The following is a 21,688-nucleotide window of genomic DNA, read 5'->3' as shown; positions in this document are numbered from 1 at the left end:
GTCCCGTTTGGCCTGTTCTCCTACAACCTACAAAAGAGCGCCCACGGCCGTCGTCCCCGCACCCCGCTCGACGCGGTCCGCGAACCAGCGCAGGATCTCCTCACCGGCGGCGATCCCGCTGCTTCCGGTCACGGACAGGGTCGGATGCTGCCAGTCGAGCGTTTCGAGTTCGCCGTGCCGGGGGCGGATGGCGGCGTCGGCGGCACTGAGCATGTGGGCGTCGAGCGCCCCGTCCCCCGCCGCGAGCACGGGCGCCTCCGGCGCGAGCACACCGTCGTCGACGAGCCGGGAACGGACCTCGGCGACTGCACGGCTCTTGCACACCGCGTCGGGCATCGTGTAGATCTTGCGGCCCTGGCGGGACGCACCCCAGCCCCGATCCACGCACCAGACGTTCCACTCCTCGACGAAGCCTTCGGGCATCGCGTCGAGGTCCACGACCAGGTAGGAGAACAACTCGTCGGCCACCCGGGACGACCGGACCCAGCTGTCGTCGATCCGGCGGCTCAACTCGGCCCCGATCTCCACCAGCGACGCGCCACCGTCGGCGATCGCGAGGTCGACGCCCGACCGCCAGCCCGCATCGGGGACGCCGTCGACGAGGATGTTCCCGCCGTTGGTCGTGATCGCGTACCGCCACGGCGCCCCCGGCAGGTCGATGCGCTCGAACTGCGCGACGGTGCGAGTGGTGGTGGGCACGACCACGGCGGACGCGGTGAGCGTGCGCAGCATGGCCTCGGCGGCCGACGTGACGTAGGACAGCGGTTTGCCGTCGTACACCTCGACGCACAGAAGATCGTCGTCGCCGGCCGCGGACGTCACGTCGCTCTCGGTGACGGCGAGTTCCATCGCCGCGCGCGAGTAGATCATGGTCCGGTCGAGGTCCGTCGCGATCAACGCGGTCATGTCACATCCTTGATCAGGCCCATGCACGAATACGCCAGACCGGGAACCTCTTCGACGGGAACCGAGCGCGCGGCGGCGAGCAGCCGGATGTGCGCGTGCTCGGGGGCCTCGAGGTCGCGGACGAGCACCCGCCACGGCACCCGGCGCAGCAGCACCCGGGTGGTTTCGCCGACGCCGGGCTTCACGAAGTTCACCGTCGAGATTCCGTACTGCTCCCGGACCGCCTCGACGGACCTCCAGCCGTCCCACGTGGGTGTCCGGTCCGACCGCAGCAGTTCCTCGACGTCCCCAGGTACGTGCTCACGCACGTCCGCGAAGGACGCGCTGACGGAGTCGAGGAGGTGATTGGACACGTCCTCGCCCGCGAGGTGCGCGTAGAACTTGGCGCCGTGGAAGTCGCCGGGGCCGATCAGCGTGTCGTTGAGGACGGTCCTCGACACCAGACCCGACACGGTGGAGTTCAGGCATGCCGACGCGATCAGGAAGTCGTCGCGGGTGCCGAACGTGCGGACGCAGTGCCCGGGATCCGCGAGGACGGCGAGGTCGTCGTCGAACTCGGCGCCCCCGGCCTCGCGGTACTCCACGAGTGCCTGCGACAACTCGCGGGCGATGGCGCCCTTGCCCGTCCAGCCGTCGACGAAGACCACGTTCTTCGGGTCGTGGTGCCGCGCGAGGTAGTCGAGCGCGACGGCGTCGATCCCGCGGTCCCGGACGATCGAGACCGCGTAGTGCGGCAGCGTCAGGCCGTGGACGTCCCGCGCCCAGCGTCGCATGAGCACGCCCACCGGGGTTCCGGCGCGCGCCAGCGACACGAGCGTGACGTCGGGGCCCCGCTCGGCCAGCACGAGGTCGGTGACCGTCCCCACTGCGCGCGCGAGCCGGATGGAGCTGTCCTGCAGCACCTTCTCGAACAGTTCGCGGTACTCCGCATCGGGCTGGTACTCGATGGGCAGCGTCTCCGCGTAGTGGGCTGCACCCGACTGGATGCGGCGCTCCCGCTCCGCGACGTCGGCCTCGAGGTCGACGTGCGACAAGTCTTTGAGCAGCCAGCCCACCTCGTCGGCGGCGTACGAACCGAACGCCGGGCCGGTCAGCGGCGCCGTCACGACGACGCTCCCGCGCGTGCGGCCCGCAGCGACCGCGGGTCGGCGCCGGACACGACGGCCAGCAGCACGTCCGTTCCCGCCGCGGTGAGGACGTCGAGGAGTCCGCCGCCAGCGGTGAGCCGGTCGGTGTCGGCGGCGGCGTCGAGCACCGCGACCACGACGGCGTCCTCGTCCGGCCACTGCGCGTTGTAGACGAACCGCGGCTGCTCCTCCCCGGCCTCGGGGGCGGTGAAGCGAAACCCGCGGCGCAGCGGGTATCCCGGCTGGTCGAGCACGTAGGCGGGCGACCGGGACGTCGTCTGGAATCGGACCCGGAAACCGGATGCGGCGAGCGTGTCCGCGATCCGCAACGGAAGGTACATCAACTCTTCGTGCCCGACGACGATCACCGGACGCTCCGGGTCGAGCCGATCGCGCAGCGCCGCGGCCGCCGAAGCGACGGCCGCATCGAAGTCCTCGGTGTCTTCCTGCAGGAAGCCGTGACGCCCACCCTCCGGAACTGCCGCGGGCCAGGCCAGGTCGGCCCGCTCCACGGTCCCGGTCCGCGCGCCGACGGGGTTGAGCACGGGATCCGGAAGCGCACCGACGGCGTCGGTCAGTCCGTCGGGAAGCTCGGTGCGCCCCAACGCCAGACTCACGCTGTCGATCTGCACACCGAGTTCGGCGGCCGCGGCGTCGACGGCGTCCCGGTGACCCTCGTCGCGCATGTCGACGAGCGACGCCACGACGTACCGGCTGCGCGGGTTCTGCCGGTGCAGCGCGCGGATCGCATCGACCGCGGTGGCGCCGGTGGAGATCTCGTCGTCCACGAGGACGAGGGGGCGATCGCCGGCGAACAACTCGACGGACGTCGGCTGCAGCTGATGGCTGGTCGCGTGCGAGTGTCCCTCCTCGAAACCGGCGGACGTCCCGATCTCGGGGACGTCCCGCCGCGTGGAGTGCAGGTAGCACCGGGCGCGCAGTCGCGCGGCGACGCAATGGCCCAGACCTGTTGCGGTCTCCGCGAACCCGAGCACGACTGGATCCGCATCCGGTCCGAGGACATCGGCGACCAGATCACCCAGGCGGTCCCCTGCGCCGATCACCGCGCCGGGGTCGGTGGGCACGTGCTTGCCGAGGACCGTCGAGACGAGCAGGTGGGCGCGCCGCGGGTTGCGCCGCAGACCCGGCTCGACGAGTTCGGGGATCGTCAGTCCCGAGCTCGAATCGACGTGGGCGAGCGTCAACCCCAGATGCTCCGTGGCCCAGGGCACCGCGCGGACCGCGGTGGGTGAACTCATCGGACGGCCAGTGCGGTCAGTAGATCCACGAACGTGATTCCTTCGTTGGTCACGCCGAACACCTTCGCCCGGACGAGTGTCTTCTCGGCCCAGCTGCGGTGCGGGCGCATTTCGTTCATCTTGTTGCGGTACCCCGATGCCTGGACGCCGCCGACGCCCTCGGCGCCGAGAATGTCGAGCGCGTCGTGGTACTCCTCGTGCGTCACAGCGGACAGGGCGTGCACGGCCGCGACGTGCGTCGGATGGATGACCGTCTTGCCCTGGATGCCGTTGGCGCGGTCGAGGGCGATCTCCCGGAGCAGACCGTCCAGGTCGCGGCTGACCAGCTGCTGACGGAACCGCACCTCGTCGTGTTCCTCGAACGGTGTAGCGCGCAGAGTCGGCCGGAACATCCGCTCGTGATCGGCGAAGTACTCCCACACCGGACCGGTGATGACGTGCCCGGTCTCGTCGGCGCGGCCCAGGAAGTTCACGATGCCGGCGATCGCGTCCGCGACCACCCGCACGTCGTAGATCGTCAGGTCGCGGTCGCGGCGGATGCCGAACGTGGCACACATGTCGGTGGCGCCGATGCGCACGGCGAGGATTCGCTCGCGGTGCTCGACGAGCAGTGCGCCGATCTTCGCGAGTTCGTCGTCGCGGGACTCGCGGTGCACCAGAGCAGGCGATTCGAGCACCGGCATCGCATACAACTGCTTGCCGAGCCGCTCCGACGCCGCGGCCAGTTCGTCGAGGAACGCGCCGCCCGTCTCGCTACCGAACTTGGGAAACACGAACCCGGACAACACCTCGACGCCGGTCGTCAGCAGGCCGGCGATCCGCCGCAGGTCCCCGGCGGCCCGTACCCGCACGAACAGTTGCATCCGCGCGCCACCACGGGTCGCCAGCAGATCCAGCGCGTCGACGGCGTTGAGCAACGCCGATTCCACCTGGTCGTCCGCCACGGCGTCCTCGAGGTCCAGGACCATCGAGCAGACACCGTCAGCCGACCGGCGCAGGATGGTGTCCGCCAGGTCGGACCTCGTCGCAGGCACGTACAGCGTCGCGCCCAGCGCAACGGCCAGCACCGTTCGATCCTCGTCCGGCCCGAGTGCCTGCGGAGCGTGCAGGAACAGCCGGTCGTGCGTCTCGTGATCGAGGTGGTGAAAGTGCCGCACGTGCCGCACCGCCGTTGTCACACCGGACGGCACCGCCGTCGTCACACCGGACGGCACCGCCGTCGTCACGACCTCTTCGCTAATGCTCATCGTCCCCCCGTGTCATCGCTGCGCTGTGTGTCCTCTCATCTTCTGAACCACCTCGGCAATGAACACCGACACGGCGTCGAGCTGGGTGACGTACGCCCAGTAGTCGGGATGCCGCCCGGTCAGTGTCCCTGCAATTCGGTCAATTCGCTCGAGCTGAGCGTCCAGGACCGACCCCCATTCCCGCACGAGCCCACGATTGACAGCCAACATCTGGGCGTCGCGGAGGCGAAATCTGATCTCGTTCTCCTTGGACCGCGGGTTCTCCCGCACCTCCCGCAGCAACAGCAGACGATCGGTGACGCCGTCGACGTTCGCCTCCGCGTCGACGAGATGGGTCCGCGCCGCGGCCGTCAGATCCAGCGCCCCCTCGGGGTTACCCGCGGTCAGAGCCTTCTGCGCCTGCTGCAGATCGGTCTGCGCCTGCTCGATGTGCGTTCGGCTCTTGCGGTCGTTGTGGACGAGATCCGCCGAACTGGCCGCGTTGAATTCGCGGAGCAGGGCCGAGTAGGCGGGCGCGAGCCGTTCGGCCCGGGTCTGCACCGCGGCGATCCTCGTCGTCACCGACGACACGGCGTGCTCGGCATCCCGCTCCTTGGACGGAGCCGCGTCCAGCGCCTTCTCCAGCGCTGCCGACTCCTCTCGCACCCGCGCTGCCGCGGCGCGGACCGGGTTGGCGCCGCGGGCGCCCTGCAGCGCCACGACCGCGGCGTCGAGTGCGGCTCCCCGGTCGCGCACCGACGGGTAGCCGGCGTAGGCGGCGCCCTCGGTCTGCACCCGGTGCTGCGCCGCGGACGCGACCTGCAGCGCCTGCTGCGCGAGCTGAGGAACGGCCGCCAGCATCGCGGTCGACTCCTCGAGATGGCCGCGATGTGTGCGATAGAACTCGTCGAGGCTCTGCGTCGCCGCCACCAGCTGCCGCGTCACCTGCTCGTACGCGGCGGTGGCCGCGGGCGTCTGCACGTTCTCGAACCGGTCTTCCGCCGCCAGGTACGCCGTCGCGGCCTGGTAGCACCCGTCGCGAACCGGTTCCCACGCCCGGCGGATTCCGCGTTCCGGAGTCAGCTCCGCGGAGGCGTCCACGGCCGCGGCGGCGATGCTCTGCCGGTTGTCCATATCGAGAAACGCTGCGACCATCGTGTCGTGGGCAAGACGAGCCGAGTCGTCGCCCCGGGCTCTTCCTCGGAAGCGTCCCGCCCATCCGCTCGTCACGCCCTGAATCGTACTGGTCGGGGCGACAACTCCGAGTGGACCGGAACTGGCTGTGCACAAACCTGTGGACAGGTCGACGGATGGGACAAGTCGGACAAATTCATTATCGTGGTGTCGCACGACGAACTCGGAACTTCGACAGCTGTCGAGGGTCCACCCACCTCCTCTCGAAAGGACCCCTGAATGGGCGTCAGCTTGACCAAGGGCGGCAATGTTTCTCTCACGAAGGAGGCGCCGAACCTGACCGCGGTGGCTGTCGGACTCGGATGGGATGCCCGCTCGACCACCGGCACCGACTTCGACCTCGACGCCAGCGCCATCGGTGCGGGTGCCGACAAGAAGGTCGTGTCGGACCAGCACTTCGTGTTCTTCAACAACCTGCGCTCGCCCGACGGCTCGATCGAGCACATCGGTGACAACACCACCGGTGAGGGCGAGGGCGACGACGAGGTGATCAACGTCAACCTGGCGGCGGTCCCCGCGAACATCGAGAGCATCCTGTTCCCCGTCTCGATCTACGACGCCGAGACGCGTTCGCAGTCGTTCGGTCAGGTCCGCAACGCGTACATCCGCGTCGTCGACCAGGCCAACGGCAACGAGCTCGCCCGCTACGACCTGTCCGAGGACGCGTCGACCGAAACCGCTATGGTTTTCGGCGAGCTGTACCGCCACGGCGCGGAGTGGAAGTTCCGTGCCATCGGCCAGGGCTACGCGTCCGGGCTGGCCGGTATCGCCCGCGACTACGGCGTCAACGTCTGACGGTCGTCCAGTTCCCCAGCCGGGGGAGGGTGTCACGGCCGTGACACCCTCCCCCGGTGTTCGTCCCCTGCAGTAACCACCCTGCATGCCCACTAGAGAAAGGCCACGCTTCGTGGTTCTGCGAATATTCGGTCTCTCCTTCGCCGTGACGGTGATCTCCCTCATCGTCGCCGCGATCTACGGAGGCCCCCAGGCCGTCCTCCTCGTGCTGATCCTCTCGATCCTCGAGATCTCGCTGTCCTTCGACAACGCCGTCATCAACGCCACCGTCCTGCGCCGCATGAGCGACTTCTGGCAGAAGATCTTCCTCACCGTCGGCATCGTCATCGCCGTGTTCGGCATGCGCCTGGTCTTCCCCCTCGTCATCGTGTGGCTGGCCTCCGGCCTCGGCCCCGTCGCCGCACTCGACCTGGCCCTCAACCCGCCCGCCGACGGCGCCGCGTACTTCCCCGACGGCAGCGCCAGCTACGAAACCCTGCTCACCGACGCGCACCCGCAGATCGCGGCGTTCGGCGGCATGTTCCTGCTGATGCTGTTCCTCGGCTTCATCCTCGAAGAACGCGAGATCACCTGGCTGTCCTGGCTGGAGAAGCCCCTCGCCCGCGCAGGCAAGCTCGACCAGCTGGCCGTCATCCTCGCCGGCGTGCTGCTGCTGATCACCGCCGCCTACATCGCCCCCGAGGACACGGTGTCCACGGTGATGATCGCCGGCGTCCTCGGCATGGTCACCTACATCGCCGTCAACGGTCTCGGTGAATTGTTCAACACCCCCGAGGAAGACGAGGACGGCGTCCCCGTCGAAGGATCCACCGGCGGGCCGAGCGCGCTGGCCAAGGCCACCGGCAAGGCCGGGTTCTTCCTGTTCCTGTACCTCGAGGTCCTCGACGCGTCGTTCTCCTTCGACGGTGTCATCGGCGCCTTCGCGATCACGTCCGACCCGATCATCATCGCCCTCGGCCTCGGCTTCGTCGGCGCGATGTTCGTCCGTTCCATCACCGTGTTCCTGGTCCGCAAGGGCACGCTCTCGGACTACGTGTACCTCGAGCACGGCGCCCACTGGGCCATCGGCGCACTGGCCGTGATCCTGCTGGTGTCCATCGGCTACCACGTCAACGAGAACGTCACCGGCCTCGTCGGTGTCGCCCTCATCGGTGCCGCGTTCATCTCCAGCATCGTCCGCAACCGCAAGGCCGCCGCGGCGGTCGGCGAAGCGGCAGGCGACGTGGACGAGCAGAAGTCGGTGTCCGTCGGCTAGGTTCTGCCTGTACTCACATCCAGCGGCAGTGCGCGTGACTCGGTCACGGGCACTGCCGCTCGACACTGGAAAGGGCACCATGGGGCGGCTGCTCGACAAGTCGAAGAAGGTGGTGGAGGCGCAGCTCGCCGGAACCACCATCCGGGCGATTCAGGGTTCGATGATCGCCTACGAGGGCAATGTCAGTTTCAAGTCGGCGGGCTTCGGTGGCGGCGACGGTGTCCTCGCCGGAATGAAGCGGCGTGCCACGGGCGAGGCGCTGTCGCTGATGGAATGCTCCGGCCACGGTGTCGTGTACCTCGCGGTGGGCGGGCAGTACGTCTCGGTCGTCGACCTGGCGAACGAGACCCTGCAGGTGGAGTCGCAGCAGCTTCTCGCGCTGAGCGGCAACCTGAACACCAACGTCACGTTCACCGGACTGCGCGGCGGAGTCGGTGGCCAGGGCCTGTTCACCACGACCGTCTCCGGTCAGGGTCAGGTGGCCCTCCTGTCCGCGGGCGGACCGCTCATCCACCTCGAGGTGTCGCCGCAGTACCCCCTCGTGGTCGACCCCGACGCGTTCGTCTCGGCGCGCGGGCAGGTGACGCAGTCGTTCGTGACCGACGTGTCGTGGCGCAACGCCGTCGGCCAGGGCAACGGTGAGGCCTTCTCCCTCAAGTGGGACGGTCACGGCGTCGTCTCCATCCAACCGGCAGAGCGGTGAGCCCCATGGTCTTCTCGAAAGTGAACTCGAAGGTCGTCAAGGTCGACGTCGGCGCCGCAGGCGGAGTGGTGGCCCGCACCGGCGCGATGCTGTTCTACACCGGTCAGGTCCAGTTCTCGCCGCACCAGGTGCCCGGTTCCCAGTCGATGGCGGGCATGGGCGGATTCACCCGGATGGCCGGACGCATGATGCAGGGCGAACACGAACGCACGATGCTGGCGCAGGGGCATGGCGAGGTGCACTACGGCCACGCCGGGCTCGAGGTGCACGTCGTCGACATGTCGCAGGGCGGCGCCCTGTGCGTCGAGGCGTCCCGGCTGCTCGCTCACAATGCGGGACTGCAGAGTTCGGTGGTCTCGGTGGTGAGTCAGGGCGGCGGCGGGCGCGGCATGCTCGGCGCGCTGCGCGGTGCGGCGGCAGGCGCCCTGTCCGGCACCGGCATGTTCACGACGCAGCTGTCCGGGTACGGGTCGGCGGTCCTGCTCGCGCACGGCGGCTTCATCGAACTCCCGGTCGGCGGACCGAATCCGGTGTTCGTCGACCCCGACGCGTTCGTCGGCACATATGGGAGCGTCCAGGTGGAACTGAAATCCGCCGTCGGCTGGCGCGAGGCCATGGGCCGCGGCGTCGGGGAAGCGATGCAACTGCAGTGCACCGGTCAGGGAATCGTCTACGTTCAGGCCTCGGAGGAGAAACTGTGACCGCCATCCACAATCCGTCGACGCTCGGCGCCAGCGACAACATTCCCGACAACAGCTACGCGTTCTGCATCGACCTCACCGCACCCTGGTTCATCCGCAAGGGTGCGATGATCGCCTACTACGGCCAGATGCAGTTCCAGGCGCTGACCCACGGATTGCACGGCGCCGCACTGCACATGGTCGCCAACCAGTTCTCGGCGCCGCTGTACATGGGCGACTACGCGGTGGCCGAAGGATTCGGGAAACTGATCATCGGCGACCGCGGGTACGACATCAACTCGTACGACCTCGACGACGGCAACCTCACGATCCGGGCATCGAATCTCCTTGCGTTCGAACCGGGTCTGTCGCTGAACCAGTCCATCGTGCCGGGATTCCTGACACTCATCGGGACCGGAAAGTTCCTGGCGTCGTCCAACGGCCCGGTGATGTTCGCCGAACCGCCGCTGCGGATCGACCCCGAGGCCCTCGTCGGATGGGCCGACTGCCCGTCCCCCAGCCACCATTACGACCAGGGGTGGATCAGTAACTTCCTCGCGGCGGGCGCCCACATGATGGGCATCAACTCCGGGGAGGAGCGGCAGTTCGACTTCACCGGCGCCGGAACGGTTCTGATCCAGTCCAGCGAGAAGGTCCTCAGCGACACCCATGTCGTGCGCAGCATCGAGGGCCAGATCCACGGGATCACGCCGAGCGGTCTGCAGCGACTCAACGGGGTGATCTCCGCCAAGCTGGCGGAGCAGCCTCGCTGACGTGCAGGAGATTGCCAGGCTGAGCGGAGAGTTGTGGCAGGGACGGGGAGCAATCTGATCTGTGTCAGGAAGTCCTGACGCCGCATCCGATTCGTTCCAGGAGGAACCGCATGAAGTCTGTCGTGACCAAGGCCGTCGCAACCGGTGGTATCGCCCTCGCAGCACTCGGCATCGGAGCCGGCGTTGCCAGCGCCGACCCGGTGGGCCACAACCCCGTCCCCGCCCAGCAGCAGCAGGCACCGCAGCCCCAGCCACAGCAGCAGCACGCTCCGCAGCAGCAGGAGCACCAGCAGGCGCCGAGCCCGCACGGATTCTGGTTCTTCGGCACCTGGGTTCCCCTGCCCTGATCTGCGTCCCCTCACAGGACGAAGGTGCCCTTCGACGCTCCCACGGCGCCGAAGGGCACCTTCGTATTTCTACCGCGCGTGGTGCTACCGGGTGGGCCGCATACTCGGATTGGGGCCGAGCGTGATCGTCCGGGTTCTCGGCAGCAGTCCGATCTCCTTCCACCCCGCGGTCAGCGTGATCGTCCCCGATTCCGGGTAGTCGCTGATCCAGTAGTGCGGCGCGGAGTGATATTCGGACGCGTCGGCGGCCGCGGTAGTCGACGTCGAATGCGGGTGACGGGCGTCGGCGACGCCCTCCATGTCGTCGACCCGGACGTTCACCGCGAGATACGACCACCGCGCCGAGGGATCGTCGGGATCGTCGAGCGGACGCGTCTCGTGACGCGCCAGATCAGCGGATCTGCCTCGCGCCGTCAACTCGATGCGCAGCAGCATGCCCTTCGGGTGGGCGACGACCTCCGACAGGCGCAGGGTCACATCGCGGCTCGTCACGAGCTCGACCGGCCCGTGCACCACGATTCCCTCCGTGGCAGGCGGTGGTGCCGCCGGCCACCGCCTCTTGCGCATGACTCAATCGTCCCACCGGCTCCGATCGGCTGCCACAGCTACGTTCCGCGCACTCAGGGCAGCTGGGCCATGCCGTACACGTTCGTCGCCCGGACTCGGAGCACCTGCCTGCGCTCGGACACCATCGCGCGGCGGAAATCCTCCCAGTCGTCGTGCTCTTTCCCCGCCGCCTGCCGGAACACCTCGACGAGTTCGTCCGCCGCCGCGTCGTGCGGGTCCGCCACCACCGCGCTCAGTTCCGCGTCGCCCTCCACCACCGCGTAACTCCAGAAGTCGGTCGCGCTGACGTGCAGCGACACCCGGGGGTCCCGCGCGGCGTTGCGGGTCTTGGCCCGATCCGCCGTCACCGACACCCGCGCCGTCTGTGTGTCGGGGTCCCAGGCGTAGATCACGTTCGACAATTGCGGGCGTCCGTCGCGTTTGACCGTCGCGAGGACGGCCCGGTTGTGTGTGGCGACGAGGTCGAGAAGTGGACGCCGGTCGTCTTTCGCATCGAGACTCATGCCTCACCCAACCACGGACGGCGAAGAGGTGTTCCCGTTCTTCCCCGGATCGGTGTGATCGGACTCCCCCTGGCGATCCGCGGCGCTCCTACCGACGAGTAGGGGGGCTGCTTCGGAAAACATTGGCCGGTAACGTGTTCCAGGACGTTCCTGGCTACTCACCGGTACGCATTCTCGGGTGGGATCCGCCGTTTTTCTCGGGTACGCTCTCGTGATCCCGAGCCGGAAGGACCACACGTGAACGACTCATATCTCGTCATCGGCGAAACCACCGTGGCCCGACGGGTCTGTGCATCCCTTCGCGAAAGGGACTTCGACGTCCGCCATCTCGTCGCCCCCGACGACGACGAGCTGCGCCTGGCGATGGCGGACGAACCGCGCGGGATGGCGGTCCTGGTGCGCGACGACGTCGTCGCGCTGCGGTACGCGCTGGCCGCCGCGCACATCTCGGCGTCGATCCCGTTGGTGGTGACGATCTTCGACCGCACCGTCGCGGACCAGCTGTCCCACCTGCTCCCGCAATGCACGGTGACGTCACCGGCAGACCTCGCCGCGCCCACGCTCGCCGGCCCGTGCCTGGACCCCGAACTCGTCGCGGCCCGGCACGCTGGTGAGCACATGCTGACGGTCCGGATGATCGACGGCCACCTCGAGGGCGCGCACGTCGACCTGCCCCGGCGGAACTGGTGGCACACGGTGGCGACCGGTGCGACGGGTCTGCTGCGGTCGCACGACATCGGTACGCGCATCCTGCTCGGTGGGCTCGCCGGACTCCTCGCCGTCCTGTTCGCCGACTGGCTGTGGCTGATCCTCGGTCAGCACGTGGCGCCGCTCGAGGCGTTCAACGAAGCGGTCCGCGTGGTGACCACGGTGGGGCCGGGAGCCGACACCCACGGCAGCCCCGCCTACGCCGTGTTCGCGTCGGTGGCGATGCTCTTCACCGTGGTGTTCACCGCCATGTTCACCGCCGGCATCATCGAGCGCCTGCTCGGCCCCCGGCTGGTCGGCCTGGTGGGCAGCCGGGTCCTGCCCCGGTCGGGGCATGTCATCGTCGTGGGTCTCGGTCAGGTCGGACTCCGGCTGTGCCGGGAACTGCAGGCGCTCGGGGTCGCGGTGGTGGGCGTCGAGCGCGACCCCCACGCCAAAAACCTGCGACTCGTCCGGGCGATGAACATCCCGACGGTCGTTGGCCACGGTGGCGACCGCGAACTCCTCGAACGACTGGGTGTGCGCCGCGCGCTGGCGCTGGCCGCCGTCGGCTCCGACGACCTCGACAACATCGCCGTGTCCGTGGCAGCGCAAGCCCTCTCCCCCGGACTGCGCCTGGTCCTGCGGGCCGGTGAGCAGGAGGCCATCGCGGAGACGAGGTCGCTGCTGCGGCTCGGGATCATCCGCGACGTCACCAGCCTCAGCGCCACGTACGTGGTGGCCGAGCTGATCGGCCTGCACCCGCAGGGCGTCGTGGCGGACGGCAGCCACCTCTACCTGGAGGTGGCGACCGCGGACACGTCCGAGCCCGTCTTCACGGAACTGCCCGTGTCGCCGCGGATGAGCTGCCGCCACCTCGTCACCGCGTAGCGACCTAGGACATGTCTCCCAATAGTTTGAGCCATTCGACGATGCCGGCGAGGAGGAATCCTGCCCGGTAAGTCAGGGCAAGCTTGTCGTACCGGGTTGCCACCGCTCGCCACTGTTTTACCTTGTTGAAGGCCCTTTCCACCACGTTGCGGCCCTTGTACGACTCGGCATCGAAGTTCGGTGGCCGCCCGCCCGCGCTGCCCTTGTTCTTGCGGTTGGCCACCTGATCGGACTTCTCGGGAATGACCGCCTTGATGCCCTTGCTGCGTAGCAGTTCTCGATTGGCCTTGGATGTGTACGCCTTGTCGGCACGGACCTCGTCCGGGCGCGTGCGGGGTGCGCCGCCACCGATGCGCGGCACGCAGATGCCGTCGAGGAGTGGGCCGAACATCGGGCTGTCGCCGGCCTGGCCAGGACCCACCAGCACCGACAACGGACGTCCGTCGCCATCGCACGCCAGGTGAACTTTGCAGGTCAACCCGCCGCGGGACCGGCCGATGCCGTGATCGACCGGTTCGTCAAGCAGATTTGTGTAATTCGGCAGATCCCCCTGTGTCACGCGCGGCGTTGGCGCCGTGCTGGTGCACCCGCACCACGGTGGAATCCACCGACACCGCCCAATCCAGGTCGCCACCGGCATCGGCCATCGCGGCCAGGGCCATGAGTACCCGATCCCATGTTCCATCCCCGGCGTAGCGTCGATGCCGCTTCCACACCGTCTTCCAGGGGCCGAAATGCGCAGGTAGATCCCGCCACGGGAGCCCGGTACGCAGCCGGTAGAGCATCCCCTCCACCACGAGCCGGTTATTCTGGAACTTCCGCCCCCGCAGCCCATCCGAACTGGGTAACAGCATCGCAAGCAACGCCCACTGCTTCTCGGTCAACACTTGATATCGATCCGTCACCTCTGTCACAGCAAACATGCTGCCGCACAACATCCCAAATCATTGGGAGACACGCCCTAGTACTACAGTCGCGTTTAGGGGAGGTGTCCTCGGGCTCGGTAGTGGGATTGTCGGGCTCGGTGTTGATGGCGGCGACGCCAGTGGGAGCGTGCGAGGACGTGACGCGGGTCGGGTAGATACGTCCAGATCAAGTGGCAGAGCAGCCGTCGGATCTCGGGCACGCTCAGTGCGATCAACTCGCTGTCGTCGCCCTGCTCTCGGGCCCCCTTTTAGAGCGGGTGACGGTGAGGAAGGTGTGCGCGAGCATCGAGAGGGTGATGTGCCGGTACCAGCCCGCGTACTGCCGGACCTGGTAGTGATCAAGGCCCGTCTGGCCCTTCGCGGTCTGGAAGGTTTCCTCTATCGCCCACCGTGTTCCGGCGACGGTGACCAATTCGGTCAAGGTGGTGCGCGCCGGGCAATGGCACAGGTAATACGCCAGATCCTCCGGGTCGGTGCGACTGCGCCGGGCCAGAAGCCAGTACACGGTCGTCGGCCAGTTCAGCCCGCGCACCGGTGTGCGCACCCAGTCATAGAGCCGGGCACCTTTCGCGCCGTCACCGGCCGACCGGGTCCGCCACGCCTGGGCAGGCAACGCCGCGATCGCCTCGTCGGCCCGGAGCTCGGCGCCGTCGACGGTGATGACGTGTTGGTTCACCGAAGTGGCCAGCACGTAGGACAATCCGAGTTCCTCGGACCGGGCACGGAGCCGGTGCACCTGCCCGTATACGGCATCTCCGGTGACCCATCGTGCCGGCACGCCGGCGGCGACGGCACGTTCGAGCATCGCGATCGCAAGCTCGGGTTTGGTCGCGAACCCGCGTTCGGCGGGGATCCCGGCCTGCGCGCACCGGTCACGGTCATCGGTCCAGGCTTTGGGCAGGTACAACTCCCGGTCGATCAGCGTCCGACCCGCCGGAGTGGCATAGGTCAAGAACACCCCGATCTGGCAGTTCTCGATCCGGCCCGCGGTCCCCGAGTATTGGCGGGCCACCCCGGCCGAGCGGGTGCCCTTCTTCAGGAACCCGGTCTCATCGAGAATCAAGACACCGGACGGATCCGCGAGGTGCTCGACCGCGTAATCGCGGACGTCGTCGCGGACCGCGTCGGGATCCCAGTCCGCCGTCGAGAGCAGTCGCTGCATCCCGTCCGGCAACCGATCACCCGCGCGTTCGGACAGGGTCCACGAATTCTTCCGTTCCTCGCCCGAGAGCAACCCCTGCACGTATTCCACCGCATGCTTGCGGGGTTCGGACCTGGCGAAACGATGTCCGATCAACGCATCGATCTCCGCGAGCCCCTCCGCCCACACCCGCACCTCGGCCACGCACACATCATCGTCCACACGCAGACGATGACCCCTCAACTCATCGGAACCGGCACCAACACGCCGACAAGATCAAAATAAACGCGACTGTAGTACTAGGGCGTGTCTCTCAATTCCTCTCGGATGCACCTGGCGAAACGATCGTCGTCCGGCAAGGCGGAGGAGAAGCCGATACCGCTGTTGTATCGGCGCCGACGACAACGCAGCAGGGCGGCGATTGGGCGCCAGGAGCGCCGACAAAGGAATTGGGAGACATGCCCCAGGGTCAGGAGGCGTCACCCACGTCCAATTCGAGGCGGTCCTCGTCGAACCGGACCACCCGAACGGTGCGCGTGCCGCCCGCAGTCGTGGTCACCTCGAGCCGCCCGTCGTCGTCCGCGGCCACCCACGTTCCTTCCCGTGGTTCGTCGGCGTCGCCCCGGCCGATCACCCAGTCGACGAACGATCCGTCCGGCCGGAATTCGATACCGCCACGCCCCCGCGCCCGCGGGAAGTCGAATCCGGCGGGCCGGTACACCCGGACGCCGTCGTGGTCCTCTTCGAAGGAATGCCGCCAGCGTCCCGCGGCGCCCCGGGCGACCCGCGCGGAGACGGCCTGACCCGCTGCCCGCCCGGTCCACAGCGCCTTCCGGACGCCGTCCAGGCACGCCCCCATCCGGGCGCCCTGCCCCTTGGTGAACATCACCATCCCCGCGTCGTCCGTGTAGTCCATGTAATCCATGAACAGGTCGCCGTGCGGGCCGTTCCCGCAACTGATGTGCGGGAATCGCGGCATCCCGACGTTCTGCCCGCCCTGATTGGGGGTGTCGGCGACCTCGTCGGAGCCCCGGCACCCGGTGCCGTCGTCGCCCCAGATGTGGAAGAGGTTGAGGTAGTGCCCGATCTCGTGGGTCGCGGTGCGCCCGAGGTTGAACGGGGCCCGCGCGGTGCCCGTCGTGCCGAACGCGGTGTAGGTGATCACGACGCCGTCGGTGGCGACGGGGCCGCCGGGGAACTGCGCGTAGCCGAGCAAACCACCGCCGAGCGCGCAAACCCAGATGTTGAGGTATCTGTGCGTCGGCCACGGGTCGGCGCCGCCGGTCTCCGCGGATTTCACGCCGTCGTTCTGATCGAACGAGTCGACTTCGGTTGCGGTGCGGGTGATTCCGTTCGACGACCGTCCGTCCGGGTCGGTGTCGGCGAGAAAGAACTCGATTCCGGCGTCGCCGATCAGAGGCTCGAACACGGGCGGAACGGTGTCGATGTCGTCGTTGGTGGCCCGGAAGTCCTTGTTGAGCACCGTGATCTGGCTCTCGATCTGCGCGTCGGAAATGTTCTGCTCCGCGGTCTTCGACACCACGTGCACGACCACCGGAATCCGTACGGGTCCGCGGGCGGCGATCGACTGCAACCGCTCCAGTTCGATGCTCTGGTTCTCGATCTCCGATCGGGCGATGCGGTACGCCTCCGACTCGGTCAACAGCCGGCGGTGCACGTCCATCGCCCCGCACGTGCGGCGGGTCGGCGGATCGACCGCTGATTCGTTGGTGCTCATGACGTCGGGTTCCCTTCCGGTTTCAGAGGATCAGGTCCTGGGGGCGGATCAGTTCGCGGGGCAGGCTGCTGACCTCGATCCGTTCGAGCGGGTCGGCCGCGATGTAGGGGTCCAGGCCCAGACCGGTCAACTGAGCGATCCGCCGGACGGGCACCTGGAACGTGCGGTACGCGCCGTAGGAGAACGCCTCCTCCCCCTCGGCGAACTCGTCGAGCAGGGCGGCCTGGCTGAGCAGGTATCCGGTGACCGAGAGGCTGCCGTCCTGCTTCACCATGGCCACCGTCTTCCAGAACTGACGCGGGAGCGCGACGCCGCGATACTTCGGGTCGTCCGGAGCGAGGACGGGTCCGGTCACGACGGTGACGGACAGATCGGCGTTGTCCGCGTTCTTCAGGACGTAATCCTCGAGGCCCAGCCACAGCGTCTGCCCCGCGTTGAAACTGTGGTGTTGCGGAGTGCAATTGGTGAAGTGGAACGTGTCGTCGTTCGCCGCCTTCGCCAGCGGTCCCCAGGCCGGGTCGAGACGCCGCACGAGGTGCCCCCGGTCGAGCGGATTGTCGCGGTACACGTCCTCCCCCGTCTGCTGATCGGCGGGAAGCCGGGGGTCGAGAATCCATCTGTCGCTGTCGCGCCGGAGGCTCTGCGACTGTCGCCCGTCGATGTTCACGGCGGTGAACAGTGCCAGCGCCCGCTCGCGGTGCATCACGACGCTGAAATGGTGATACTTCAATTCCGGTGACGCCACCGCAGGCACCACGGGCCGCGGCAGTGGTAGCGGCACCCGCAGGAAGTTCTCGTCGTACCCACCCCGGGTGGCGTAGTTCGGATCGATCGAGATCGCTTCGGGCGCGGCCGCCGGTGAGTCGACGGATCCGAGACGCACCGTGATCTCGAGGGGAACCCGGACGGTCACTTCCCGTTCGTGGTCGAGCACCGGGCGCACCACCGGCGCCGTTCGCTCGGCGCCGACGACCTCGTCGACGAGGTCCCGCGACTGCGGGGTCAGGTTCTGCGCACGCACGTATTCGAGTATGCGGCTGATCCGCACCCCCTCGTTGAGGACTCCACCGAACTCGGTGTGCTGCGGCGCCCGCACACTCGCGTGGTGCAGGGCGACCACCTCCCACTGGTCGTTGAACACCGGTGAACCCGAGGATCCGGGTTCGGTGTCGGCGGAGTAGTGCAGGAACCGTTCGGGAATGTCGACGATGCGGTTCTCCCGCAGCGCGATCTGCTTCTTCTCGCCGCGGGGATGCTGCACGATGGTCACGAACTCACCGATGACGGCCTTGCCCTCCGCCTGGATCAGCGGGCTGAAACCGAACTGTGCGAGCGTCCCGGGCTCGGCCCCGACCGCGACCAGCGCGAAGTCGCGTTCCCGGTCGGCGAGGTAGAACCGTCCCGGATCGAGCGGAAACATCTGCACGGGCCGCGGTTTGCCGTCGACGCCGTCCTGGTAGTCGAATTCGACCACGCTGCTGCGGGCGGTGTCGGCGTCCGGCAGCACGTGGTGGTTGGTGAGCAGCAGGGCAGGTGAGACGAGGAAACCGGTGCCGTAGCCCTGCAGGGTTCCCCGTGCGTCGCGGATGTTCACCCGTCCGATGGACCGGGCGGCGGCGACGCCGGCATCGAGGTAGCGGGCGCCGACGAAATCGGCTGTGCCCAGGATCTTCTCGAGCACGCGGTCCGGAAGGGTGTCCGCTTCCCAGTCACTCTCGCCGTAGTAGCGACCGAGCCGGTCCACTCGCTTCGCGATCCGTTCGGGCGTATCCGCCGCGGCGACCCCACCGGGACCGTTGAGTGCGTCCACGTGCTCGCCGCGCTGGGGTGCCCGTTCCCGCGCACGCAGTTCTGCCGCATCGTGTTGTCGCTGCCGTTCCGCCTCGAACGTTCCCGCGGGCGTATCGATGGTGGTCATGGCTCGGTCCTCACGTAGGCGGGCGGCTCGGTGCTGTGGTTGCCAGCCTTCGCGCCGCGGGCGGACCGGTCATGCGTAGCCGGCTACTCGTTTCTCGGTCCGGCCGCGGCGCCGGCGCGTTCGTACTGTTCGACGCCGTTGCGGACGACCCGCCGGATGCGGGCGCCGTCGGCCACCAGGGCGTCGAGCAGCGGAACCGCCAGTTCCGGGCGGATCGGGATTTCCGCGAGCAGCTGCCCGAGTTCGAGTGCGTCCGATCCGAGGGCGCCGACGATGACCTTCCGCCGCGCGCTGTCCAGTGCCGCCTCGACGTCGAGTTGCTTCGCGGTGTCACCCTGCGCCGTCGCTATCGGTGTCGCCGTCTCGACCAGCAGCGTCCGGACGTCCCGCGCGGCCAGGTCGCGGTCGGTCGCCCACACCAGCATCGCCGCGACGGCCACGTACAGCGCGGCGAAGGTCGTGCCCTCCATCTCCGGCCGGTCGACGAGCCGCTCGCACGTCGTCCCGGTGATCGTCCGCGGCGCGTAGACGTCGGGTTTGCCCGCGTCGGGGAAGTACGGGGTTTCGTGGGTGAGGGTGCCGTCGTCCTCGACGGCACCGACGGCGAACGCGTCCGCACTCCACGCGGGATACGCCGGCTCGTCGGAGTGGTCACCCGACACGATCACGAGTCGACCGTCCCCGACCAGGCGCGCGATGACCGCGTTCTGCGCGTCGGACGGGACCGCGTTGCCGTAGTCGAACACCAGGATGTCCGCGTCGGCGAGGGCCGCGTCCTCCATCCACCGGCAGACGTCGCGCTCGGACGGGACGCCGTGCGCGAACGCCAGCTCCTGGGGCAGGAGTTCGGCCAGCGCCGATTCGCCCTGTCCCGTCTCGCCGGCCACCACCCTGCCCGGAACGTCGTGCCGGATGGCGCACTGCGTGACGGCCACGGCGATCTCCTCGCGGCGGCCGGCGGTGAACGGTCCCGCCACCGCCAACCGCAATGCGCGCCGCACCGGCGCCGCGGCGGCCGCCTCGGCCTCTGGTGCCCCGGAGCCGGCGCCGAAGAAGTCGGACCCGTTCGACACCGGCGGTGCCTGCTGCGCGGCGCCGACGCCGAGTTGCCGGACGAGCAGCGGCAGGTCCCGCGGTTCGAAGGTGCCGTTCTGGGCGGCGAGATCGGCCAGCTGCTCCCACAGTTCCAGGTGCCGCACGTCGGTGTAGAGCCGGGAGAGATCCTGCTCCGGGTAGCGCGTCAGCGTGGGCAGGTTGCGCCGGATCCATTGCCACACTTCGGGCCAGGACAGGGCGTCGAGGCGGATCGTGCGCACTTCCGCGGCGCGGAGCGACTCGGTCAGTCCAGCGAGTTCCCCGGTGGTCGCCACGGCGAGCCGCGCGTCGCCCCGCCGCTGCGTCAGCAGGACCAGGGCGGTGAGGAGGTCCGAGGCGCCGGGGGCGTCGCCGACAAGCAGGTCGCCGTCGTCGACGACGATCGCGGTGGGGACTCCGGTGAGGTCGTCGAGTAGCCGCTCCCACCAGTCACCGGCGCTGAGCCTGCCCTGCCGCGCGGGGCGCACCCCGGCGTCGTCCATCAACTCGGCGACGAGGCGGCACAGTTCGTGGAGCGGGTCGGGTTTCGCGAGCAGCCGTTTCGTGCTGACGAACAGGTTCGCGATCTGCGGTTCGAGCTCTTCGAGCACGCGGTCCAGGAGGGCGGTCTTTCCGGTGGAGGGCATCCCGACCACGTGCAGCAACCGGGCGGACGTCCGCCCGGACAGCACGTCCACCCCCTCCCGCAACTCCGCGAGGCGGGAGATGAAGCGGAGTTCGCCCTGCCGGATCCCGATCCGCCGCGAGATCCGCCGCGGCGACGGTTCCGGCCGCGCCTTCGCGTCGGGGTCGATGATCGCGCCGGGCTCGCTCCCCCCGACGAACAGGCAGGGCACCGCCCAGTCGAGCAGGGGGTCGCCGCTGTTCTCGTCGCCGTTGATGGCGAGCCGCGCCAGCCGCAACGCCTCCGCGACGGGCTGTCCGGCGGTCAGTGCCTCGTAGAAGAAGCGCGTCAGCAGTCGCTCCGTCCGGAACGGCAGCACCGCCTGCATGCCGATCACCATGGGGCACGCATCACGCACGCAGATGTCGGCCGACGACAGCGGCCCCGGCCACGGGTCGTCGTCGGTGGCCCCCTCCGGCGCCCGGGCCGTCTCGCAGCCCGCGAACACCGCCAGCCGGAGGTTCGGCAGCTGCTGCAACAGCAACGCGAACTCCTGGCTCGGCAGCAACATCCCGCGCCCGTTGCGCCGCTCCACCTTCAGCCCGTCCGGATTGGCGTGACCGAGATAGTGGAAGAGGTGAAACCCGCGTCTCTGCATACCCATTCGACTGCGGAGACGTTCGACGGACGGCCGGTCCTCGACCACCACCCGGAGCAGACCACGATCGACGAGCGGCCGCAGTTCCGCCAGCAGGCTGCGTTTCTCCGCATACAGGTCGAACGGGGCCTCGGAATCCTCCGGGCCCTCCCGCAGCGGACTCGACATCACCAGAAGGAGATTGAGCGGCGGCGCGATCGGCGTCTGCCGAATCGGGTAGGTACGCGAACGCCCGGACCGCGCCACGTGGACGTCGTGGGCCATGGCGAGGAACTGGTCAGGGCGTTGCGGATCCAGCAACAACTCCCACGGCCAGGCGCACACTTCCTGCGGCGCGGCGAGGATCCGCACGAGGAGCTGACTTCCCGACCGCCCGGCGATCCCCCGGCTCTGCTGCAGTAGTGTTTCGATCTCGGGGATCCCGAACACCAGGTCCGTCAGCACTTTCCCGACGTCGAGCGCGTGGGCCGCGGCATCGGTGCGCGCATGCCGGACAGTGTCGGTCAGCCATCCGGACGGCGCGTCGATCGTCTTTCCCGTGACGTCGTTCGGCAGTTTCCATTCCGGGATCTCTCGCCGCACCGCGAACACCGAGCCCATCCAGGACTGCGCCGACAGCCAGACGTGATCGCCCGCCCGGAGGACGCTGATCTCCAGTTCCTCGAAATCGGTTGCGGGCTTCATGTTTCCGCGCT

19 protein-coding genes are annotated in these 21,688 nt (G+C 68.6%); 7 read left to right on the top strand and 12 right to left on the bottom strand.

Annotated features, from left to right (window positions below; translation table 11 throughout):
- Window positions 1-27: 27 nt before the first annotated feature.
- The 5 genes from CA951_RS01750 to CA951_RS01730 are packed head-to-tail and all read right to left on the bottom strand — an operon-like array spanning window position 28 to window position 5,673.
- A complete protein-coding gene (locus tag CA951_RS01750) occupies window positions 28-906 on the bottom strand; it encodes an HAD family hydrolase (protein ID WP_087555185.1) in 879 nt (292 codons plus the stop codon).
- Window positions 903-2,012, bottom strand: coding sequence for a cysteine protease StiP family protein (locus tag CA951_RS01745; protein ID WP_087555184.1), 1,110 nt, complete (start codon window positions 2,010-2,012; stop codon window positions 903-905). The genes CA951_RS01750 and CA951_RS01745 overlap by 4 nt, the downstream gene beginning before the upstream one ends.
- Window positions 2,009-3,292, bottom strand: a complete 1,284-nt coding sequence (locus CA951_RS01740; protein WP_087555183.1) for a phosphoribosyltransferase family protein — start codon at window positions 3,290-3,292, stop codon at window positions 2,009-2,011. The genes CA951_RS01745 and CA951_RS01740 overlap by 4 nt, the downstream gene beginning before the upstream one ends.
- Window positions 3,289-4,539: an HpcH/HpaI aldolase/citrate lyase family protein gene (locus CA951_RS01735; protein WP_373413379.1), complete on the bottom strand. Its 1,251-nt coding sequence runs from the start codon at window positions 4,537-4,539 to the stop codon at window positions 3,289-3,291. The genes CA951_RS01740 and CA951_RS01735 overlap by 4 nt, the downstream gene beginning before the upstream one ends.
- Window positions 4,540-4,551: 12 nt before the next feature.
- Entirely contained in the window at window positions 4,552-5,673 is a 1,122-nt protein-coding gene (locus CA951_RS01730; protein WP_087555182.1) for a hypothetical protein, read from the bottom strand.
- 258 nt (window positions 5,674-5,931) lie between these two features.
- Between CA951_RS01730 and CA951_RS01725 the strand changes: the two genes are divergently transcribed.
- The 6 genes from CA951_RS01725 (at window position 5,932) to CA951_RS01700 (ending at window position 10,265) form a co-directional block, all read left to right on the top strand.
- Window positions 5,932-6,507 (top strand): TerD family protein, encoded by a 576-nt coding sequence (locus CA951_RS01725; RefSeq protein ID WP_087555181.1) that lies wholly within the window; start codon window positions 5,932-5,934, stop codon window positions 6,505-6,507.
- A 112-nt stretch (window positions 6,508-6,619) separates the two neighbouring features.
- Window positions 6,620-7,762 (top strand): DUF475 domain-containing protein, encoded by a 1,143-nt coding sequence (locus tag CA951_RS01720; RefSeq protein ID WP_087555180.1) that lies wholly within the window; start codon window positions 6,620-6,622, stop codon window positions 7,760-7,762.
- 79 nt (window positions 7,763-7,841) lie between these two features.
- A complete protein-coding gene (locus CA951_RS01715; RefSeq protein ID WP_009475139.1) occupies window positions 7,842-8,465 on the top strand; it encodes an AIM24 family protein in 624 nt (207 codons plus the stop codon).
- A gap of 5 nt (window positions 8,466-8,470) precedes the next feature.
- On the top strand, window positions 8,471-9,166 hold the full coding sequence (locus CA951_RS01710) for an AIM24 family protein (protein WP_087555179.1): 696 nt from the start codon (window positions 8,471-8,473) through the stop codon (window positions 9,164-9,166).
- Window positions 9,163-9,918 (top strand): AIM24 family protein, encoded by a 756-nt coding sequence (locus tag CA951_RS01705; RefSeq protein ID WP_087555178.1) that lies wholly within the window; start codon window positions 9,163-9,165, stop codon window positions 9,916-9,918. The genes CA951_RS01710 and CA951_RS01705 overlap by 4 nt, the downstream gene beginning before the upstream one ends.
- A gap of 110 nt (window positions 9,919-10,028) precedes the next feature.
- Window positions 10,029-10,265, top strand: coding sequence for a hypothetical protein (locus CA951_RS01700; protein ID WP_087555177.1), 237 nt, complete (start codon window positions 10,029-10,031; stop codon window positions 10,263-10,265).
- Between the two features lie 84 nt (window positions 10,266-10,349).
- On the opposite strand, the gene CA951_RS01695 is transcribed toward CA951_RS01700, so the two are convergent.
- Together CA951_RS01695 and CA951_RS01690 are read right to left on the bottom strand one after the other, a co-directional pair.
- Entirely contained in the window at window positions 10,350-10,832 is a 483-nt protein-coding gene (locus tag CA951_RS01695; protein ID WP_087555176.1) for a hypothetical protein, read from the bottom strand.
- Between the two features lie 53 nt (window positions 10,833-10,885).
- Window positions 10,886-11,335 (bottom strand): PPOX class F420-dependent oxidoreductase, encoded by a 450-nt coding sequence (locus tag CA951_RS01690; protein WP_087555175.1) that lies wholly within the window; start codon window positions 11,333-11,335, stop codon window positions 10,886-10,888.
- Between the two features lie 237 nt (window positions 11,336-11,572).
- Between CA951_RS01690 and CA951_RS01685 the strand changes: the two genes are divergently transcribed.
- Window positions 11,573-12,913 carry a TrkA family potassium uptake protein gene (locus tag CA951_RS01685; RefSeq protein WP_087555174.1) on the top strand — a complete coding sequence of 447 codons (1,341 nt, stop codon included), beginning with the start codon at window positions 11,573-11,575 and terminating at the stop codon, window positions 12,911-12,913.
- A gap of 4 nt (window positions 12,914-12,917) precedes the next feature.
- Here CA951_RS01685 and CA951_RS01680 read toward each other — a convergent pair.
- The 5 genes from CA951_RS01680 to CA951_RS01660 all read right to left on the bottom strand — a co-directional run bounded on the left by CA951_RS01680 (window position 12,918) and on the right by CA951_RS01660 (window position 21,677).
- Window positions 12,918-13,836 (bottom strand): IS5 family transposase gene (locus tag CA951_RS01680; RefSeq protein ID WP_256973187.1). Its coding sequence is split into 2 segments (ribosomal slippage): window positions 12,918-13,475 and window positions 13,477-13,836, totalling 918 coding nucleotides; the frame shifts between segments, so codons are not numbered across the junction.
- A 214-nt stretch (window positions 13,837-14,050) separates the two neighbouring features.
- Complete coding sequence (locus tag CA951_RS01675) at window positions 14,051-15,184, bottom strand: IS701 family transposase (protein ID WP_373413404.1); 1,134 nt, start codon at window positions 15,182-15,184, stop codon at window positions 14,051-14,053.
- Window positions 15,185-15,449: 265 nt separating this feature from the next.
- Entirely contained in the window at window positions 15,450-16,718 is a 1,269-nt protein-coding gene (locus tag CA951_RS01670; RefSeq protein ID WP_087555173.1) for a zinc metalloprotease, read from the bottom strand.
- Between the two features lie 22 nt (window positions 16,719-16,740).
- A complete protein-coding gene (locus CA951_RS01665; protein WP_087555172.1) occupies window positions 16,741-18,636 on the bottom strand; it encodes a DNA/RNA non-specific endonuclease in 1,896 nt (631 codons plus the stop codon).
- An 83-nt stretch (window positions 18,637-18,719) separates the two neighbouring features.
- Window positions 18,720-21,677 carry a CHAT domain-containing protein gene (locus tag CA951_RS01660; RefSeq protein WP_087555171.1) on the bottom strand — a complete coding sequence of 986 codons (2,958 nt, stop codon included), beginning with the start codon at window positions 21,675-21,677 and terminating at the stop codon, window positions 18,720-18,722.
- Window positions 21,678-21,688 lie beyond the last annotated feature (11 nt).

This window comes from Rhodococcus sp. NCIMB 12038, assembly GCF_002165735.1.
Lineage (GTDB): Bacteria > Actinomycetota > Actinomycetes > Mycobacteriales > Mycobacteriaceae > Rhodococcus_F.
Note: the sequence above shows the minus strand (reverse complement) of the source record. Positions and strands in the feature narration are given on the sequence as shown.

Excerpts from the sequence above, each read along its gene's own strand:
- CA951_RS01750 (WP_087555185.1), bottom strand. The coding sequence starts at position 906 with ATGACCGCGTTGATCGCGACGGACCTCGACCGGACCATGATCTACTCG.
- CA951_RS01740 (WP_087555183.1), bottom strand. The coding sequence starts at position 3,292 with ATGAGTTCACCCACCGCGGTCCGCGCGGTGCCCTGGGCCACGGAGCAT.
- CA951_RS01735 (WP_373413379.1), bottom strand. The coding sequence starts at position 4,539 with ATGAGCATTAGCGAAGAGGTCGTGACGACGGCGGTGCCGTCCGGTGTG.
- CA951_RS01730 (WP_087555182.1), bottom strand. The coding sequence starts at position 5,673 with ATGGTCGCAGCGTTTCTCGATATGGACAACCGGCAGAGCATCGCCGCC.
- CA951_RS01725 (WP_087555181.1), top strand. The coding sequence starts at position 5,932 with ATGGGCGTCAGCTTGACCAAGGGCGGCAATGTTTCTCTCACGAAGGAG.
- CA951_RS01715 (WP_009475139.1), top strand. The coding sequence starts at position 7,842 with ATGGGGCGGCTGCTCGACAAGTCGAAGAAGGTGGTGGAGGCGCAGCTC.
- CA951_RS01710 (WP_087555179.1), top strand. The coding sequence starts at position 8,471 with ATGGTCTTCTCGAAAGTGAACTCGAAGGTCGTCAAGGTCGACGTCGGC.
- CA951_RS01700 (WP_087555177.1), top strand. The coding sequence starts at position 10,029 with ATGAAGTCTGTCGTGACCAAGGCCGTCGCAACCGGTGGTATCGCCCTC.
- CA951_RS01695 (WP_087555176.1), bottom strand. The coding sequence starts at position 10,832 with ATGCGCAAGAGGCGGTGGCCGGCGGCACCACCGCCTGCCACGGAGGGA.
- CA951_RS01690 (WP_087555175.1), bottom strand. The coding sequence starts at position 11,335 with ATGAGTCTCGATGCGAAAGACGACCGGCGTCCACTTCTCGACCTCGTC.
- CA951_RS01670 (WP_087555173.1), bottom strand. The coding sequence starts at position 16,718 with ATGAGCACCAACGAATCAGCGGTCGATCCGCCGACCCGCCGCACGTGC.
- CA951_RS01665 (WP_087555172.1), bottom strand. The coding sequence starts at position 18,636 with ATGACCACCATCGATACGCCCGCGGGAACGTTCGAGGCGGAACGGCAG.
- CA951_RS01660 (WP_087555171.1), bottom strand. The coding sequence starts at position 21,677 with ATGAAGCCCGCAACCGATTTCGAGGAACTGGAGATCAGCGTCCTCCGG.